This is a genomic window from Candidatus Viridilinea mediisalina, assembly GCF_002532535.1.
Classification (GTDB): Bacteria; Chloroflexota; Chloroflexia; order Chloroflexales; family Chloroflexaceae; genus Viridilinea; species Viridilinea mediisalina.
This window is the reverse complement of sequence record NZ_NQWI01000062.1, coordinates 1-18,261: the sequence shown is the minus strand read 5'-3', so window position 1 is coordinate 18,261 and position 18,261 is coordinate 1. Positions and strand designations below refer to the sequence as shown.

Sequence of the window (18,261 nt, the reverse complement as noted above, 5' to 3'; positions counted from 1 at the left end):
CTTCTCTAGGAAATTAATACTGGTAACAGCGGCACTTCAAGGGTCACACAGATGCCTGGCGCAGCAGCGCGATTGGCGATCCGATAGGTGCCACCAATCGCCCAACAGATCTGTGCTACTGTCGCCAGGCCCAAACCCAGCCCGGCCACTTGACCAGTAAAATCGGGGTCAAGTTGCTGGTATGGCTCACCCAAACGGCGCAACTGGCTTGCGGTGAGTGTACATCCATTATCGCACACTTCAATGCGCAGTGACTGTGCTATGTGCTGCAAGCTAACCACCACCTCGGGCTGCTGCTGGGGATGAAACTTACGCGCATTCTCGAACAACTCACCGATCAGCAACTCAAGCGTGGGCATACTAATCACCAGCCGGGCCATGGTCGCGGGCAAATCGGCACGAATATGCAGTTGAGCCAAGCCCAATTCCTGGCCCAGGGTTGCAAGCACTGCGGGTAGTTCGGCTACCCGCGCCCCCTCATTGGCGGCACATGTGAGCGGAGCGTCAATATAGCCCAGAATATCCTCAACCAGCGCCTTGAGCCGTTGTGTGCCATCGTAGGCGATCTTGACAATCATCTGCGTATCATTGGACAGTTCGTCACTATGCCGTTTGAGCAAACTTATGCCTGTGACCAACGTAGTCAGCGGGGTACGCAGCTTATGCGAGACAAACCCATGGAAGGCCCAGATATTGCGTTGGGTTGCGATCTGAGTGGTCACATCGCGGAGTTGCACAATCCGTTGCACCGGTGCTTCACCCGGTAGATCCAGCACCTTCACTTGCAGCCAGAACGTGGTGGCACCCTCGGTACGCACAAGGTAGCGCGGTGTCGTGAGCATCTGCGGCCATAAAGCCCAAGCCTCTTTGGGCTCGAGGCGGTAGTGTTCGTTAACTACGCTCAAAAAGGGGACAGACATCGGCAGTGTTGGTTCACCCGTAAGATTCAGGTAGCTCCAAGCACTGCTATTGCCCTCCTTGGGATAATCATCAGCATCAAGCAACAAGTAGCCATCGCTCGATTGCTCAATTGCCCAGAGCAACTGGGCGTGCGTACTCGCTGTGCGACGCTGCTCATCCAGCAGGGTACGGAAGCGATTAAGCCGCGTAATGGTACGAATCCGGGTACGTAGTTCAGCGCGGCTAAAGGGCTTCGAGACAAAATCATCAGCCCCTGACTCGATGCCCTGGAGTAACGAGTTCTGATCATCGAGGGCCGTCACCATCACTACCGGAATTAGAGCCAATGTAGGATCGGCTCGAATACGCCGACAAACCTCAAAGCCATCCATATCTGGCATCATGACATCAAGTAGAACCAGATCGGGGGCCATGAGCTGCATCTGGTTCAACGCATCAGGTCCATTTGAGGCAAAGGCGAGGCGGTAACCTTCAGGTTCGAGCAGACTAGCCAAGACCATCTGACCAACAGGTTGATCGTCCACGACCAAGATGAGGCTTTGGTTCTCCACTTGCACAATGCTATCTCACTATACTTGTTTGTTCGCTGTTGGCGTTGCAGCCGCCAACAGCAAACAAACAGGGTTTGCTTGGATATTACGCCTAGCATAGCATGAGATACGCATATGATATAGATGCCTCATGACAGACTCTTAGAGGCTATCTGAAAAGTCCATGAACTGAAGTTGGAGTGCCGGCTTCAGCCGGCTAAAGCCGGCACTCCAACGCACGCTCACTAGCTTTTCAGACAGACTCTTACCACCCGCGTGTGCCAGGGCCACCCTTGAAGGGGCCAACCACCTTGGAAGTAACCCAGCCACCATAGAACCCACCTGGCTGCGGGGTGACCCGCTCGCCATCAACGAAGCAGCCATCCATTGGTTCGGCAAAGAAGGCGAGGTAGTTGGCCAGTGACTCAAAGCCCCGCGTCGGGCGCGGATAGGCCCACGCAACCGATGGCAGTTGGTGATTGCCAACCCTCAGGCTGTAGTAGATCGCCGCACCCTTGAATTCGCAGAACGATCCCCCAGGGCTCCGCTGTAGATACTCCATCCGCACATCAGCCGGGGGCAGGTAGTAGGTGGGCGGATGGCTCGTCTCGAGTACCCGGAACGCCTGGTGCGTCTCGGCAATCAGCGTCTGGGCAAAAAAGATCTGAATATGGCTCGCGCACGGCTCCAGACGCGGCGGGCGCGGGTAGTCCCATACCGATTCCTGGCCGGGGCCAACCGGATTACGCTTGATCTGCATCCAATTCCTCCTTTTGGTTAAGAAAACTATACCATAACCAAGCGTATCTTTTGGGCTTCGCCAGCGGTATATATAGTAGGGGGTGTATTGACGTAGCTCTAGCTATTGCAAATGATCATTGCAATGACCGCACGAGTGTGCTATAATCGCACATGTATGCGAGGCTGTCGAGCGTTGACAGCGCCTCTCCGCTATAGTAGAGTACAGAAGGAGCAGAGGAGTGAGTACACACAATGGAGGAGCGCCTGCGATGGCCCTCTCGCCTGAAAAAGAAAAAGCCCTAGCGGCAGCCATGAGTCAAATTGATCGCAAGTTCGGTAAAGGCTCGATCATGAAGATGGGCGAAATTGGCAGCAAATTGGCCATTGAGGTCATTCCAACTGGTGCCATTGCGCTCGATATTGCCCTGGGCATCGGTGGTCTACCCCGGGGGCGCGTGGTGGAAATTTTCGGCCCTGAGAGTAGCGGTAAGACCACCCTGGCCCAACATATCATTGCCGAAGCGCAGAAGCTTGGCGGTGTCTGCGCCTTCATTGACGCTGAACACGCCTTTGATCCCATCTATGCCGAGCGTTGTGGCGTCCAGACCGAAGATCTGCTCGTCTCGCAACCCGACACTGGCGAGCAAGCCCTAGAGATTTGCGAAACCCTGGTGCGCTCAAATGCCATTGATGTCGTCGTGATCGACTCGGTCGCTGCACTGGTGCCGCGTGCCGAGATCGAGGGCGACATGGGCGATAGCCTGCCCGGGCTTCAGGCGCGCCTCATGAGCCAAGCCCTGCGCAAACTCTCCGGCGCGATCAACAAGAGCCGCACCGTGGTCATCTTTTTGAACCAACTGCGTATGAAGATCGGCGTGATGTTCGGTTCGCCCGAAACCACCACCGGCGGCCAAGCGCTCAAGTTCTACTCCTCGGTACGCCTCGACATTCGGCGCATCGAAACGCTCAAATCGGGCCAAGACCCCATTGGCTCACGCGCACGCGTCAAGGTGATCAAGAACAAGGTTGCCCCCCCCTTTCGCCAAGCCGAGTTTGACATTCTGGCCAACGAGGGCATCTCGCGTGAGGGCAATATCCTCGATATTGGCGTAGAACTGAGTATCATCCGCAAGAGCGGTGCCTGGTTCTATCTCGGCGAAGATCGCCTGGGCCAAGGGCGCGAAAATGTACGCAACTTCCTCAAAGAGAACGCTGCACTCACCGATGAGATTGAACGCCTGATCAAAGCCCAAAGCATCGCCAGCCCCGCTGTAGCCCCCCCGGTGGTCGCTGATGAGGAGGAGGATGCTGAAGGCTTGTTTGAGGATGGCGGGTAGCGCCCTCGTGCGTCCTCGCGCCCTTGCGCCCTCGTTACGGACGTGACCACTCTGGAATAAAGGTATTGACCAGCACTAGGATGAGCATGACCCCAAGCGATGCCATAGGGGCCCAACGTCCTAGTTGGCGCAGGGGCATGCGTTCACTCACAGCCATATGGCCTAAGCCCGCCGCAAGAATGCCAAGCACCGGGTGCAGAATGAAGGGAAAACCTAAGTAGATACTGCTGATGGGCGAGTAGAAGAGCAAGAAGACCCAATAGATAATCCCCAAAGCTACCTGGAGGTCTACGAGCACAGGGAAGGCACGGGTGAAGCCGTTGCGCGGAAAACGTTCGTTCTGGTAGCGCACGGTTAAGTAGATCGCTAAACCAACTATCAGCACGCTTAGGATGTCGCGTCCGAAGAGGGTATGGATGTAGTTGATCCGTTGCATCAGTTCGATCATGTGGGCTTACTCCTTCGGTTAGCCTCCGGCGGGGGGTTGGGGGCGGCTTCGCCAACCCCGAAGATGAAGAACCTCATTTCGTTCGTGTTGGCGGCTCTGCCGCCAACACGAACGAAAAACGTGGCTTTGGGGCCACGCCCCAAAGCACATAGTCAAAACTGACTATGCAACCAACGCTATTGTACCCTCCATCACAAACTACGTCAAGCAATTCGGTATATTTCCGGCACACATGAAACGGTTTCGTATGGTATGATTGAAGGCGTGTTGACTGTCCTCTGCATTCGTTGGGGAAGCGGAGCAACACTGTTTAGCCGTTTAGTTCAGGGAGGAACGCATGGAGTTCCCAGACTACATCAAGAACACCAAGTTGAAGGAGTGGGTCGAGGAGATGGTGGCGTTGTGCCAGCCCGATCAGGTATACTTCTGCGATGGTTCGCAGGAGGAGTATGATCGCCTCTGTAACGAGATGGTTGAGGCGGGCACGTTCATTCGTTTGAATCCGGAGAAGCGCCCGAATTGTTTCTTGGCCCGTTCGGACCCCAGCGATGTCGCACGCGTCGAGGATCGTACCTATATCTGTTCGATCTCGAAGAATGATGCGGGGCCCACGAACAACTGGATGGCGCCTAAAGAGATGAAAGAGACGTTGCAGCCACTCTTTACCGGCTGTATGCGTGGGCGCACGATGTATGTCATCCCCTTTAGCATGGGGCCACTTGGTTCGCCGATTGCTCACATCGGGATCGAGATTACCGACTCGGCCTATGTGGTCGTGAATATGAAGATCATGACCCGTATGGGCAAGGCGGTCTACGATGTGCTGGGCGAGGATGGTGAGTACATTCCTTGTATCCACACTGTTGGTGCGCCGCTTGAGCCGGGGCAGAAGGATGTGCCATGGCCCTGCAACCCGACCACCAAGTATATTGTCCACTACCCCGAAGAGCGGGCAATCTGGTCGTATGGTTCGGGCTATGGTGGCAACGCGCTCTTGGGTAAGAAGTGCTTTGCCCTCCGCATCGCGTCGGTTATGGCGCGGCAAGAGGGCTGGTTGGCCGAGCATATGCTCATTGTGGGTGTGAAGGAGCCTAATGGCCGCAAGACCTATGTGGCCGCTGCGTTCCCCTCAGCCTGTGGCAAGACCAACTTTGCCATGTTGGTGCCGCCCAAAGATTTTAAGGCAGAGGGCTGGGAAGTTACGACGGTTGGTGATGACATTGCTTGGATCAAGCCGGGTAAGGACGGCAAACTCTACGCCATCAACCCGGAGTCGGGCTACTTTGGGGTCGCACCCGGTACCTCGTACCACACCAACGCCAGCGCAATGGAGAGTTGTGCTCGTGATACGATCTTCACCAATGTGGCCCTGACCGATGATGGCGATGTCTGGTGGGAGGGCATGACCAAGGAGAAGCCCGCCCACGCGATTGACTGGAAGGGCAACGATTGGACGCCGGAGAGCAGCACCCCTGCGGCCCACGCCAATGCGCGCTTTACCGCCCCGGCTACCAACAACCCGGTGCTCGATCCGGCCTGGGATGATCCGGCGGGTGTGCCGATTGAGGCTTTTGTCTTCGGTGGACGCCGTAGCACCACAGTTCCACTGGTCTACCAGGCTTTCAACTGGAACTACGGTGTCTATTTGGCGGCAACCATGGGTTCCGAGACGACGGCGGCAGCTTTTGGCCAGATGGGGGTGGTACGGCGCGATCCCTTCGCCCAGTTGCCCTTTGCAGGCTACCATATGGGCGATTATATCAACCACTGGTTGCAGTTTGGACGTGAGATCTACAACCCCCCCCGCATCTTTGGCGTCAATTGGTTCCGCAAGGATGCCGAGGGCAACTTCGCGTGGCCCGGCTTTGGCGAGAATATGCGCGCCCTCAAGTGGATCGTGCAGCGTGCCCATAGCGAAGTGCCGAGTGTCGAGAGCCCGATTGGCTGGCTGCCCAACTATGAGCACCTTGACTTGCGCGGGCTGGAGTTCAGCCGCGAGCAGTTTGATCAGATCATGAAGCTCAATATCGATGACTGGCAGAAGGAAGTGCTGCTGCACGAGGAGCTCTTCATTAAGCTCTATGATCGTCTGCCCAAAGAGATGATCAATGTGCGCGAGCTGATCCTCTCTAGCCTCTGGCGCACGCCGGAGAATTGGGGGCCGACCCACGAGTAGGGTTGGCACTGGTGCCTGCTCGTACAACGAACCACGCTCCTCTTGTTCTGTGCTAGGGTGGCGGCGAAGCCGCCACCCTACGAGTCCGTAAGGGTACGTGTGGGAACAGGTTCCCGCGTATCTTCTGAGCATCCGACTGAAAGGGATGGTTCGTGGCAGCTTTGCAGTTTGCAAAGACGCGAAGAGGCGAGGATGCGAAGCTCTCGCCTCTTCGCCTCACGCATCCTCGCAAAATGGTAAAGCGACCTTCCACTTTTCTGAAACCATCCCAAACAGATAAAAATTCTTGAGAGGTAGCCGCATGCAAGGATTGCTGCGCCTGTCAAAAGGCATTGATGCCTTTACTGAGTTTGTCGGCAATGTGACAATCTGGCTGGTGCCGCTCGTTGTTGCCGTCGGGGTCTGGAATGTAACCAACCGCTATGTTGGACGCGCCATTGGGCAGACCCTCGGTTCGAATTTTTATATTGAAGCACAGTGGTATATCTTCTCCGTGATCTTCCTGCTGGGCGCAGCCTATACGCTTAAGCATGGCGAGCATGTACGAGTTGATGTCTTTTATGGCAATATGTCGCCCATTGCAAAAGCACGGGTAGACCTGTTTGGTACACTCTTTTTTCTCATTCCGTTTTGTGCGCTCTTGATCTACTTTGCATGGCCCTATGTGATGCAATCATGGGGTTTCCTGCCTAATGGACGGCGCGTACCCTGGGAAGTTTCCCCCGATCCAGGAGGCTTGCCGCGTGCCCCGCTGAAGACCTTCATCCTGATCAGCCCGGCATTGCTGATTATTCAGGGCGTCTCTGAGGTGATTAAGAATCTTGCCGTGCTGACTGGCCATCTGGAGCCCAAAGCGTTGGCTGATGAGCAGAATCCTGATTTGCAAGAGGTGTAATACCAATTCTTGGTTAGGGATGGTTTCAGGACACTTTACAGTTTGCGCCATAGGTAGTGCCGACTTTAGTCGGCTGAGGCCGCAGACAACCCCTGAATGCCGACTAAAGTCGGCACTACGACTAGTGCGGAAGAGCTCTGAGCCACGCCGCTTGGCTTCGACAGGCTCAGCCAGCGGCTATCGAATTTTGGTATAACGGAGATTCTTCATGGAGTACGAGTGGCTTGGACCGCTGATGTTCCTCGGTGCGCTCATGATTTTGGGCATTGGCTACCCCGTTGCCTTCTCGTTGGGTGGCGTGGCCATTCTCTTTGGCATGATTGGCATCTCGTTGGGCGTCTTTGAGCCGATTCTGATCCGCGCCATGCCCTCGCGCATCTTTACGGTGATGTCCAATTTTACCCTGTTGGCCATTCCCTATTTTATCTTTCTTGGCTCGATGTTGGAAAAATCGGGCCTAGCCGAAGATCTTTTAGAGACCATTGGCATGCTCTTTGGCACCATGCGTGGTGGCTTGGCCATTGCCGTGGTCTTTGTGGGCGCGCTGCTGGCGGCGACGACTGGCGTGGTAGCGGCGACGGTGGTGGCGATGGGGCTCATTTCGTTGCCGATTATGTTGCGCTACAACTATGATAAGCAGCTTGCCTGTGGGGTCATTTGTGCCGCAGGAACGTTGGGCCAGATTATTCCCCCTTCAGTGGTACTGGTGGTACTCGGCGATCAATTGGGGGTTTCGGTAGGGCGGCTCTTTATGGGGGCGCTCATTCCTGGCTTGCTCTTGGCTTTCTCACTGGCCTTCTTCTGCTGGGTGTTGGCGCTGGTCAAGCCCGACATTGCCCCGGCCCTGCCGCCTGAAGCGCGTCCACTCAAAGGGACAGCCCTGCTGCTACGGGTCGTCAAGGTGATGATTCCCCCCTTGTTGCTGATCTTTGCGGTGCTTGGTTCGATCTTCTTTGGATTAGCCACGGCAACCGAAGCGGGGGCGGTAGGCGCACTAGGGGCCACCCTGCTGGCAGCAGTGAATGGACGCCTCACCTTCAAGACCTTTCGCACCGTCTCTGATGCAACACTCCGCAATGTGACGATGGTGATCTTTATTCTGATCGGCTCAACCGCCTTTGCCTTGGTCTTCCGAGCGCTTGATGGCGACAAGTTTGTCTTCGATCTGATGACCAGTCTACCCGGCGGGGTCTTGGCCTTCATGATTGTGAGCATGCTGATCGTCTTTTTGCTCGGCTTCTTCATTGACTTCTTCGAGATCTGTTTTATTGTCATCCCGCTCTTTGTGCCGGTTGCGCGAGCCTTGGGGATTGACATGATCTGGTTTGGGGTGGTGATGGGGGCCAACCTCCAGACCTCGTTCCTCACGCCGCCCTTTGGGTTTGCGCTCTTTTACCTCCGTGGCGTGGCCCCCCCAAGTATCCATACAACCGACATCTATCGGGGCGTACTTCCCTTCATTGCGGTTCAGGTGGCGGTACTGATCTTGATTGTAGCCTTCCCAAGCTTGGTCACCTACTTGCCTTCGATCTCCTTTGGACGCTAGAGTTACCTTAAGCCAACACGAAAAAAAGCGGGGTTCGGGGAGCCTTAGCCCTCCCCGAACCCCCTTTCAGGTATATTGAACCACAGAGGCACAGAGAACACAGAGAAGTGTATTGTTGGCACTCACTCTCTCCGTACAATACTCTGTGCCCTCGGTGTCTCTGTGGTTCAATTACGCCGATAGACTACTACCAGTTGCGATTGTTATAGACGAAATTGGTAAAAGTCGCCTCATTGCCGCTGTTCCAGCCAAAGACATTGGCGCGGAAATCCTTCCAAGGCTCAAAGATGGCACGGAAGGTTGAATCTTCAGCAGCCGTCTCTTCGTAGAGTTCAAAGGCCTGGGTCTGAGCCTCGGCCATAATCTCATCGCTGAAGACGCGCAGTTGGGTGCCACCAGCAAGCAGTTCTTGCAGCGCAGTACCATTGAGCGCCTCATACTTGGAGATCATATTGAGGTTGGACTCCCATGAGGCAACCTTAAAGACGCGCTGGTATTCAACCGGCAGGGCGTTCCAAGCATCGAGGCCAGCGAAGGCGTGCAGGGCCGGGCCGGGTTCCCACCAACCGGGCGAGTAGTAGTACTCGGCGGCATCTTGCAGCCCAAGCTTCTGGTCATCGTAGGGCCCAACCCACTCAGCCGCGTCTACCGCGCCAGTCGAGAGGGCTTGGAAGATTTCACCACCAGGGACAACCTGAACCACGGCGCCGAGGCGCGCAATCACTTGGCCACCGAGCCCGGGAATACGCACCTTGAGGCCCTGTAGGTCGGCGACGGTGTTGATCTCTTGGCGGAACCAGCCCCCCATCTGGGTGCCCGTATTGCCAGCAGGGAAGATGATCGTACTAAACTCAGCCGCGAGCTCATCGAGCAACTCGTTGCCACCACCGTGGTAGAACCACGCATTCATCTGGGTGGCAGTGAGGCCAAAGGGCAGCGATGTCGCAATGCCCCACGCAGGACTCATGCCGGTGTAGTAGTACATCGCCGAATGGCCCGACTCGACGGTACCCTGCTGCACGTTTTGTAGCACTTCAAGGCCACCGAAGAGCTCACCTGCGGGGTAGGTGGTAATCTTGAACATACCATTGGTCAGTTCGCTCACCCGCTCGGCCAGTACGGTGGCCCCACCATAGATCGTATCGAGCGAGATGGGCCAACTCGTACCCATACGCCACTCAACCGCAGGCAGGGAAGAACCCTGAGCCGGGGCTTGAGCCTCTGGCTCACCATCTGTGGGTGCATCAGGGGAGGTTGTAGCCGGGGCACCACCACACGCCGCCAACGTCATACCAAGGCTGCCGATCACTCCGGCAGCCGCGCCACGCAGAAACTCTCGCCGTTTCATTCGTTGCTCCTGAGCATCTTTAGTTGATCCATCCAAGGGAATCCGTCCCCTCATTATAGCCAAGCTACCCCTTTTCGGCAACCGCCATGCGAACTCTTCGAGGGCTACGTCAAAGTTGCTGAGGCTTCACCCCAAACCCGCTTTTGTGTTGCTGTTTGGCGGCTTCGCCGCCCCCGCACCCCCACCAGAGGTGCCGTAGCGGTTGCCGATGGTTGAGGCTTCTGGTATAATCCGTGGGAGTCGGCCTACTACAGGTTGCCCGACTCTGGCCCCGCAGGCTACGACACCACTACCTGCCCTGTTCGCAGTAGTGTACCTGTGGCGCTTGTAGTGCTTTTTGGAGGAGGCTTTGTTTATGTCCCGTCAATCCTGGCGAGCCCTGTTGCTTGCCGTGTTACTCTCAAGTACTCTCCTGATTCTGAATACATGTGTCGGCCAAGGGCTTGCTTCCGGTTCGGCACTCTACGTCCAACACCTGACGAGTAACCCGAACAACTTCAACGGGCAGTCGATCAAGGTTGATGGTGCATACATCTGGCGTCCTGGTGATCCGGCCCTTTCGGTCTTGGCACTTGGCGTAAGTACGCTCGATAATGGCCTTGATGCGCAACCGTTGGGTGATCCGATCTGGCTTGAGGGTTTTCCTGCTGAAGTAACCGAACATCTCCACCGTCCCGGTGATGCGGTCTATGGCTTTGTGCGTGTTGAGGGTACCTTTAACCATGGCGGTGGCTTTGGGCCAGATGGGCAGTTTGCCCATCAGATTACGGTAACGCACGCTGAACCGATTGAGCGCATTCGCCGGATTGAACAGAAGATCGAGGATCGTGCCCTGGGTGAAGGCAAGGTTAATTTCTTTGATCTGCAACGTAACCCTGAAGCCTACGATGGGCAGACAGTTACCACACGCGGGTACTACTTCTGGAACTCGGTGATCTATGTGTTGGCAGAGGGGGTTTCGACTGAAGAGGATGGTGCGAGTCCCCAGCCGATCGGTAGCCAGATCTGGATGGAGGGCTTCCCGCCCGATCAGTCCGCTTTGCTCAATGTTGGCCCCAATAATAGCTATGTCTGGGGCGAGGTTGAGGTGACAGGAACCTTCCAGACTGGGGGTGGCTTTGGTCGAGATGGTGCCTATGAGAGCATCTTCTTTGTGGAGTCGGCTACGCCACTTACACCATAGTTTGGTCTGAGAGATGCTGTGACATGGTTCCAGGCTGCTATACGGTTTAGAGCCATGCAGTGCGTTCTGATACGCTCCGGCTGACACCCGAAACCAGACACCTGAAACCTTGTCTGTGGGCCCAAGGCTTGTGGTGCCATCTGAAGATGTACTACTTCATCGAAGCGATGACCGAGGACGATATTCCGTATGTCCAGGTGATCGAACGCCAGAGTTTTACCACGCCTTGGTCGGCGAATACCTATCGCCGTGAAATTCGTGATCTGCAACATTGTCGCTATGTGATTGCCCGGGCGAGCCCAACTCCGCCCGGGCAATTGCCGCGCCGCCCAACTCCAACGCCGCCCCGCCCCTTTGGAGTTCTGAGCCAGTTGGTCTCGATCTTTCTGCCTGAATCGCCTGCACATGCACCAAGTTCGTTGCCCCCCGATCCAACGCCGATTGTTGGCTATGGTGGCATCTGGCTCACCGTGGATGATGCCCATATCACGACGATTGCGGTTGATCCGACCTATCGCGGTCAAGGAGTGGGTGAGTTATTGCTGAATGCGCTGATTGATCACGCCTATGATCTTGGGGCGCACCAGATTACGCTTGAGGTGCGCATCAGTAATACGGGTGCCCAACGTCTCTACCTTAAGTATGGATTCCAACCCGGTGGTACACGCCCACGCTACTACACCGATAATAGCGAAGATGCGCTGATTATGTGGACAGAAGGCATCAATACGGCAGAATTCAAGGCGCGCCTTGCAGAACTGCGCCGCCAGTTGGTGGTGCGGCTGCAACGTCAAGCCGACGGGTGAAGCGACGAGAGCTTCGCCTCCCTGCCTCCCTGCCTCCCCGCCTCCCTGCCTCCCCGCCTCCCCGCCTCCCTGCCTCCCTGCCTCCCCGCCTCCCTGCCTCCCTGCCTCCCCGCCTCCCTGCCTCCCCGCCTCCCTGCCTCCCCGCCTCCCCGCAAACGGTAACGTGGTCTGAAACCTTCCCGTAGAAGAACACAAGCATGCTCCGCATTGCAATGTTGGCACCCTTTGGGATTCGGCCCAAGGGCACCCTGCTCGCCCGTATGTTGCCACTGGCCCAGGCCCTAACCCAGCGTGGCCATGCGGTGACGATTATCGCTCCGCCAGTGCATAACCCTGAAGCTGCGGGTACCCGCATCCGCTATGGTGCGGTGCCGGTGGTGCATACGCCAGCAGCCTTGGGGCCAGGGCCGTTGGCGGTGGTGCAGCAGAGTGTTGCGCTCATGCATGCGGCGCTACGTGAACAACCCGACTGTTTGCACCTCTTTAAGCCCAAAGGCTATGGCGGCTTGGCCGCATTGGCTGCTGCACCACTAGGCTTGCCCTTGGTGCTTGATACCGATGATTGGGAAGGGCCAGGGGGCTGGAATGAACTACTGCCCTACCCCACTGCTGCTCGTCGCCTCTTTGCTTGGCAAGAGCGTGATCTGCCCCGCCGTGCCGCCGCTGTCACCGTGGCAAGCCGCACCCTCGAGAGCCTCGTCTGGGCCATGGGGGTTGCACCGCAACGGGTCTTCTACCTGCCCAATGGGGTTGCGGTGCAGCCGCGAGCAGCAGCACCCATCCGGGCCGCCGCTACTCGTGGCGCAAGCGCCAAGCTATTACTCTATACGCGCTTTTGGGAGTTGGATCTGGCTGAGTTGGCCGCAGCCTTAGCCGCTGTACACTCAGCCCGCCCTGAAGCACGTCTGATCGTAGTCGGGCAGGGTGAACAGGGCGAAGAGCAGCACCTCTTGGCATGGGCGGAACGGGCGGGCTTTAGGCCGCTCCTCGATTACCGGGGTTGGTTGGCACCGGAAGCGATACCGGAGGTCTTAGCCGAAGCAGCCATTGCATTGGTGCCAACACGGGATACATTGATCAACCGGGCGCGCTGTTCCGCCAAGTTGTTGGAGTTGATGGGCGCAGGTTTGGCGCTGGTTGCCTCTGATGTGGGCGAAGCACGCAGCTTTATCCGCCATGAACAGCATGGCCTCCTCGTGCCACCTGGTGACGCAGGGGCGCTCGCAGTAGCCTGTGTGCGCCTACTCGACGATGCGCCCCTACGCGAACGTTTAGCACAAGGCGCGTACATGGCGGCAACGCAATCTACCTGGCAGCGTTTGGCTCTGGTGGCGGAAGCGGCGTATACGCTGGCGCTTCCGCCATAGAGATGGTTTCAGAAAAGCCGAAGGTTACTTTACAATCTTGCGAGGATGCGTGAGGCGAAGAGGCGAGGGCTTCGCGTCCTCGCAAACTTTACAGTTTGGAGGCATTCAGCGCATCCTGATGCCGTAGACCTATTTTCTATTTTCTCGTTTCTGTATCCTTCCCTTAGCGCTGCAGCACCGTGCGGATCTGGTGTACGAGATTCTGCAGGTAGGTTCGCATCTCGTCGGTAGCCTCATGCACCGAGGCGCGCCCCTCTTCAACACTGCCTTCATTGGGGACAATCAGCCAGAGAACGAAATAGAGAATCGCCCCGATGCCGTTGAACAGGCTGAGAACGATAAAGCCTAAACGCACAAACATCGGGTCAATGTTGAAATAATCGGCTAGGCCACCAGCCACACCTGCAATCATACGCTCGCTGCGGCTCCGATTGATGCGCTTGGTCTCCATGATCACTATCCTCCTCATCAGTGCGACGGCCCCTTGGTCGTCGTTGTTGTTTGCTGTCCCTATGACGCTCGGCAGTGTGCCTTTGTTGCAGCCGGGCTGCTGCCCTATAGCTATTGGGCTAACGCCCCAAAACCTCTTTTTTCGTTCGTGTTGGCGGCGAAGCCGCCAACACGAACGAAAAGAGAGGTTTTGGCGAAAAAGCTCTGGGCCGCACCGCGTGGCTTCGACAGGCTCAGCCAGCGGTGCGGTGGCGCGGTGGCTGAGCTTGTCGAAGCCACCACGCTACCGCCTGCCAACCCAAGGCTTTTTCGCGCTAACAAAAAATTCTTCAGCAGCGGCGAAGCCGCCCTCCCGCTGATTCATATAAAACAGTTAAATATGTGTAAATTGTACCCAAAAGCACTAACAATTCTTACAAGAATAGGCTACAATAAGGTCAGCCCTCCACTGAGGGTTCAGGGCTTGTTCCAACAACGCCCCAGCGTCGTCCAATGACAGCTAGGTAAGAGAAGATGAATGTAAGCTACCCAAGCCAGTCCGCAGGTACCCATGTTCAAGGTGGTGCAGTCGTTGATCCGTTGTTGCGCCTGATTGACGTTGATGATCGCTTTGCAACACTCTTTAACGCGTCTGGACGGGGTTTGCTTGGTCAAACCATTGACACCCTCTTACCTGAGTTGGAGGTACCACTACGGGCCGTCTTGGCCGACGGTGTGCCGCGTGGCCCATTTTCGATGGGCTATGGTCTGAATGGTTCGTGTGCATGGCAGCTTATGCCACTACGGACAACGCGGGGCACGATTGTGGCGGTGGAGTTGCTGCTTGGTGCAGCAGACGTACTAAGCGAGACGCAAAGTTCATGCGGTGCTCTGCAGATGCCGTCGGTGCGCGCCGTCCTCGACGGACTCTTTGCGTTCGCGGGGGTCTTGTTGCCCAATGGTACGCTGATCGAGGCCAACCGAGCCGCGTTGCAAGCGGCGGGGCTTGAACCACACGATGTGGTGGGGCGTCCCTTTGAAGATGCCTTCTGGTGGTCGTATGATCCAGAGGTGCAGGCCCAGGTGCGTATGGCTGTTCAGCAGGCGGCCTTGGGTGAGGCGGTGCGCTACGATGTGCCCGTGCGCGTGGGGGCGGATCATTTTATCACGATTGATTTTATGCTTGCCCCCGCGCATGATGCCGAAGGACGGGTGCAATACCTGATTCCCTCTGGAATAGACATCTCACAACGCAAAGCAATCGAACAAGAACAGTTGCGCCATGCGGTTGAGCGTGAAGATCTGTTGCAGCGTGAACAAGCAGCACGGGCAGCAGCCGAACGCACGACCGCACGGATCACCCGCATCCAAGCCTTGACCTCTGCGCTTTCAGAGACGCTCACACCTGGCGAGATGGAGCAGTTGCTCGTACACCAAGCGATGGTGGCAGTGCAAGCCGATGCGGGTGCGCTACGCTTGCTCAGTGGCGATGGACGCAAGTTGGTGTTGCGCTATACTGAAGGTATTACCGCAGCGATGCTGGAAGAATTACAGCAGATTCCCATTGAAGCGGCTCAACCCACAAGCGATGTGTTGCGTACCGGCAGCCCGCTCTTCTTCGCGCAGCGTGGCGAGCTATTGGCTAGCTATCCGCAGATAGCATGTAGTACAGCAATCGTTGACTATGCGGCCTTTGCGATTGTACCGCTCAGTGTTGAAGGGCGCACCCTTGGGTCCTTGTCATTGGCTTTCCACGAAGCGCGCCAGATTAGCGACGAAGATCGTGATCTGCTCTTAACCATGACGGGCCAGGGGGCCCAAGCGATTGAGCGTGCCCGGCTCTATGAAGCGGTACAGGAGGCGGTTGAGGTGCGCGATACCTTCATTGCAATTGCCTCGCACGACCTGCGCTCACCACTTACAGCCCTGCTCGGCCAAGCGCAACTGCTCGAACGCCGCATTGCAACCAGTAGCCCCGACCAAGTTGCACGGCGTGCCCAACGTATCGTTGAACAGGCCCAACGGATCAATCGCATGATCAACGCCCTGCTCGATCTCTCACGCATTCAGAGCGGCCAGTTGAACATCACCAAGGCACCCCTCGATGTTGCCGCACTAACTACACGGGTGATCATGGAGCTGCAACCAAGCTTGAGTCAGCATCGCATTGAATTGCGTGGCAGTACAAATGATTTGTGGATATTGGGTGACGAGGTTCGTCTGGAACAGGTTATCTACAACCTGATGAATAATGCGATCAAATACAGCCCAGACGGTGGCGTAATCACGGTTGAAATGGGGCAATACCATAACCAGGTGCAACTGTGTATCAGTGACGAAGGGATTGGCATCCCCAGCGACGCCTTGCCCAGGCTCTTTGAACGCTACTACCGAGCGCACAATGCTACCATCAGCGGTATGGGCATTGGCCTCTATGCGGTACGTGAAATTTTGCTGCTGCACGGCGGCACGATTATGGTGGAGAGCCAAGAAGGGATTGGAAGCTGTTTTACCCTACGTCTGCCCCAAGGCCATCAAGCGTAGGGTTGAGGGCTTGTGCTAAAACATTGACATACCTACTTGTAATGGAGTAAAGTATCTTGACAGACTAGTCACAAGGACTGAGGTATGTCATGTCGCCTATCGCCATTAATCAGCGCCAACTGGAGACCCTAAGCCAGTTGCTCATTGCCGGGGGGCACCACGGTGTCTCAGAGTTGTTGACCGCCTCGCTTGAGCGCTTGGTTTCGTTTTGGCCGGCGCGGGCGGGGGCACTGCTCTATGTAACACCATACGCAGAGGTGGTGCGCCTAGCCTTTGGCCCCTTGGAGGATGAAGCGCGTACAATGATTGAGCAAGCTCGTCAAGGCTTTAGCCGTAGGGCCAACGGCAGCGAACCGATTGTTGGGAGCTATTCGCTTGACGATGGATGTGCCCTGATTGAGCTACCGCTGCAGAGCGGTGGTCAGGGTGTTGGGCTTTTGCATTTGGTGATTGATGCCCAAGAGGTGCAGAGCCGCACTGAGGATGGGCACCATTTTGATGAAGATCTGCTGGTACTCTTGGTACGGGCCATTGGCGGTGAGGCGGATAAGATTGCCATGTTGCGCCGCGCTGAACGCGATCTGCGCGAACTGAATCTGCTCTATGAGATCGGGCAATCGCTGGCGGTTAATCTTGACCTCGCAAGTCTCTTGACCGACATTAAGCTGCGTGCGCCGAAGGTCGTAGGGGCGGAGCGTTGCTCAATCTTCATCCTAGACAACGAAGCGCAGGAGTTGATCCTAGAGATTCCCGGCGAACAGCGTCAGTACCGTATGCCCGCTGATCGGGGCATTGCCGGTTGGGTGGTAACCCACGGGGTTGGCCAGATTGTCAATGATGTTGAGCAGGACAGCCGTTGGTACGATGCGATTGGCCGCGAGGCGGAGTTTATCACCCGTTCGATCTTGTGTGTCCCGATGCGCCTCAAGGAGCGCACCATTGGGGCGGTGCAACTGCTCAACACCACCGACGGGCGGCCCTTTACCGAACAGGATATGCAGTTGCTCACGACTCTAGCCGCGCAGGCTGCGATTGCGATTGAGAACGCCCGCCTCTACCAGAGCCTGAAGCAAGAGCATGAGCGCCTACTGGCCAAAGAAGCGGAAGTGCGCCACACGATCGCCCGTGATCTGCACGATGGGCCAACTCAGAGTATCGCCGCTATTGCGATGAACATTGAGTTCATCAAGAAACTCTTCCGCGCTATGCCCGAACGGGTACCTGATGAGTTGGATACCCTCGCCGAGTTGGTCAATAAAACCACGCATGACATTAGGACGCTTCTCTTTGAGTTGCGTCCGCTTGGCCTTGAGACCCAAGGGTTGCTGGTTACACTTCAGCAGTATGTAGCGCGCTGGCGCGATCCATCGGGGAACGGCACCCGGCTACGCTTGGAGGCACCCGCTAACATTCCGCATCTGCCTGTCGATAAGGAAGCGGCGGTCTTTATCATTCTGCAAGAGGCGATCAACAACGCCCGTAAGCATGCTCAAAGTGATCTGATAACACTCTATCTCTACACAGAGGATGACACCTTTGTGGCGAGTGTACGCGACCGTGGGCGCGGTTTTAACCTGAATGCGGTAGAGAGTGGCTATAGTGTGCGTGGTAGCTTCGGGTTGCTCAACATGAAAGAGCGGGCGCGCCTAATTGGGGCCGATCTGCGCCTACGCAGCGAAGTGGGCGAAGGGACAACCGTGGAGTTGCGCATTCCATTGTCATAGCAGGTGGCGTCGCGGTGGCTCGCTGGCTGAGCTTGCGGTGGCTGAGCCTGTCGAAGCCCCCGCGCTGCCACCTAGCGCGGTGGCTGAGCCTGTCGAAGCCCCTGCGGGTTTAAGGGCGGGCAGAACGTTTGCTTCTGTAGCGACCGCTAGGGCTTTGGGATGCCCAATGATGGCCCTCACCCTCTACCCCCTTCGGCAAGCGGCCCCTGAGCTTGTCGAAGGGCAGGGCACCGCCTCTCCCACGTTGTGGGAGAGGGGCGAAGGCA

The 18,261-nt window shown here is 56.6% G+C and carries 14 protein-coding genes; 9 read left to right on the top strand and 5 right to left on the bottom strand.

The window, feature by feature from the left end; all coding sequences use genetic code 11:
- Positions 1-5: 5 nt before the first annotated feature.
- Together CJ255_RS13425 and CJ255_RS13420 are read right to left on the bottom strand one after the other, a co-directional pair.
- Entirely contained in the window at positions 6-1,472 is a 1,467-nt protein-coding gene (locus CJ255_RS13425) for an ATP-binding response regulator (RefSeq protein WP_097644615.1), read from the bottom strand.
- A 244-nt stretch (positions 1,473-1,716) separates the two neighbouring features.
- Positions 1,717-2,211, bottom strand: a complete 495-nt coding sequence (locus tag CJ255_RS13420; RefSeq protein WP_097644614.1) for a DUF427 domain-containing protein — start codon at positions 2,209-2,211, stop codon at positions 1,717-1,719.
- Positions 2,212-2,461: 250 nt separating this feature from the next.
- On the opposite strand from CJ255_RS13420, the gene recA reads away from it, so the two are divergent.
- Positions 2,462-3,529, top strand: coding sequence for a recombinase RecA (gene recA, locus CJ255_RS13415; RefSeq protein WP_097644613.1), 1,068 nt, complete (start codon positions 2,462-2,464; stop codon positions 3,527-3,529).
- Positions 3,530-3,563: 34 nt separating this feature from the next.
- Here recA and CJ255_RS13410 read toward each other — a convergent pair whose 3' ends face one another.
- The gene (locus CJ255_RS13410) at positions 3,564-3,977 is read right to left on the bottom strand and encodes a hypothetical protein (RefSeq protein ID WP_245863392.1); all 414 of its coding nucleotides are present in this window, start codon (positions 3,975-3,977) and stop codon (positions 3,564-3,566) included.
- 337 nt (positions 3,978-4,314) lie between these two features.
- Between CJ255_RS13410 and CJ255_RS13405 the strand changes: the two genes are divergently transcribed.
- From CJ255_RS13405 to CJ255_RS13395, 3 genes are all read left to right on the top strand, one after another.
- Positions 4,315-6,153, top strand: coding sequence for a phosphoenolpyruvate carboxykinase (GTP) (locus CJ255_RS13405; protein ID WP_097644612.1), 1,839 nt, complete (start codon positions 4,315-4,317; stop codon positions 6,151-6,153).
- A 301-nt stretch (positions 6,154-6,454) separates the two neighbouring features.
- Positions 6,455-7,048 (top strand): TRAP transporter small permease subunit, encoded by a 594-nt coding sequence (locus CJ255_RS13400; protein ID WP_097644611.1) that lies wholly within the window; start codon positions 6,455-6,457, stop codon positions 7,046-7,048.
- Positions 7,049-7,256: 208 nt separating this feature from the next.
- Positions 7,257-8,594, top strand: a complete 1,338-nt coding sequence (locus CJ255_RS13395) for a TRAP transporter large permease (RefSeq protein WP_097644610.1) — start codon at positions 7,257-7,259, stop codon at positions 8,592-8,594.
- Between the two features lie 187 nt (positions 8,595-8,781).
- Here the strand turns inward: CJ255_RS13395 and CJ255_RS13390 are convergent, their stop codons facing one another.
- Positions 8,782-9,942 carry a TRAP transporter substrate-binding protein gene (locus CJ255_RS13390; protein ID WP_097644609.1) on the bottom strand — a complete coding sequence of 387 codons (1,161 nt, stop codon included), beginning with the start codon at positions 9,940-9,942 and terminating at the stop codon, positions 8,782-8,784.
- Between the two features lie 355 nt (positions 9,943-10,297).
- On the opposite strand from CJ255_RS13390, the gene CJ255_RS13385 reads away from it, so the two are divergent.
- From CJ255_RS13385 to CJ255_RS13370, 3 genes are all read left to right on the top strand, one after another.
- Complete coding sequence (locus CJ255_RS13385; RefSeq protein ID WP_097644608.1) at positions 10,298-11,125, top strand: hypothetical protein; 828 nt, start codon at positions 10,298-10,300, stop codon at positions 11,123-11,125.
- Between the two features lie 146 nt (positions 11,126-11,271).
- The gene (gene rimI / locus CJ255_RS13380; RefSeq protein ID WP_097644607.1) at positions 11,272-11,931 is read left to right on the top strand and encodes a ribosomal protein S18-alanine N-acetyltransferase; all 660 of its coding nucleotides are present in this window, start codon (positions 11,272-11,274) and stop codon (positions 11,929-11,931) included.
- Between the two features lie 197 nt (positions 11,932-12,128).
- Positions 12,129-13,298: a glycosyltransferase family 4 protein gene (locus CJ255_RS13370; RefSeq protein ID WP_245863390.1), complete on the top strand. Its 1,170-nt coding sequence runs from the start codon at positions 12,129-12,131 to the stop codon at positions 13,296-13,298.
- Positions 13,299-13,461: 163 nt separating this feature from the next.
- Here CJ255_RS13370 and CJ255_RS13365 read toward each other — a convergent pair whose 3' ends face one another.
- Entirely contained in the window at positions 13,462-13,749 is a 288-nt protein-coding gene (locus CJ255_RS13365; protein WP_097644606.1) for a PspC domain-containing protein, read from the bottom strand.
- A 512-nt stretch (positions 13,750-14,261) separates the two neighbouring features.
- On the opposite strand from CJ255_RS13365, the gene CJ255_RS13355 reads away from it, so the two are divergent.
- Positions 14,262-16,271, top strand: coding sequence for a PAS domain-containing sensor histidine kinase (locus tag CJ255_RS13355; protein WP_097644604.1), 2,010 nt, complete (start codon positions 14,262-14,264; stop codon positions 16,269-16,271).
- A gap of 89 nt (positions 16,272-16,360) precedes the next feature.
- Positions 16,361-17,995, top strand: a complete 1,635-nt coding sequence (locus CJ255_RS13350; protein ID WP_097644603.1) for a GAF domain-containing sensor histidine kinase — start codon at positions 16,361-16,363, stop codon at positions 17,993-17,995.
- Positions 17,996-18,261 lie beyond the last annotated feature (266 nt).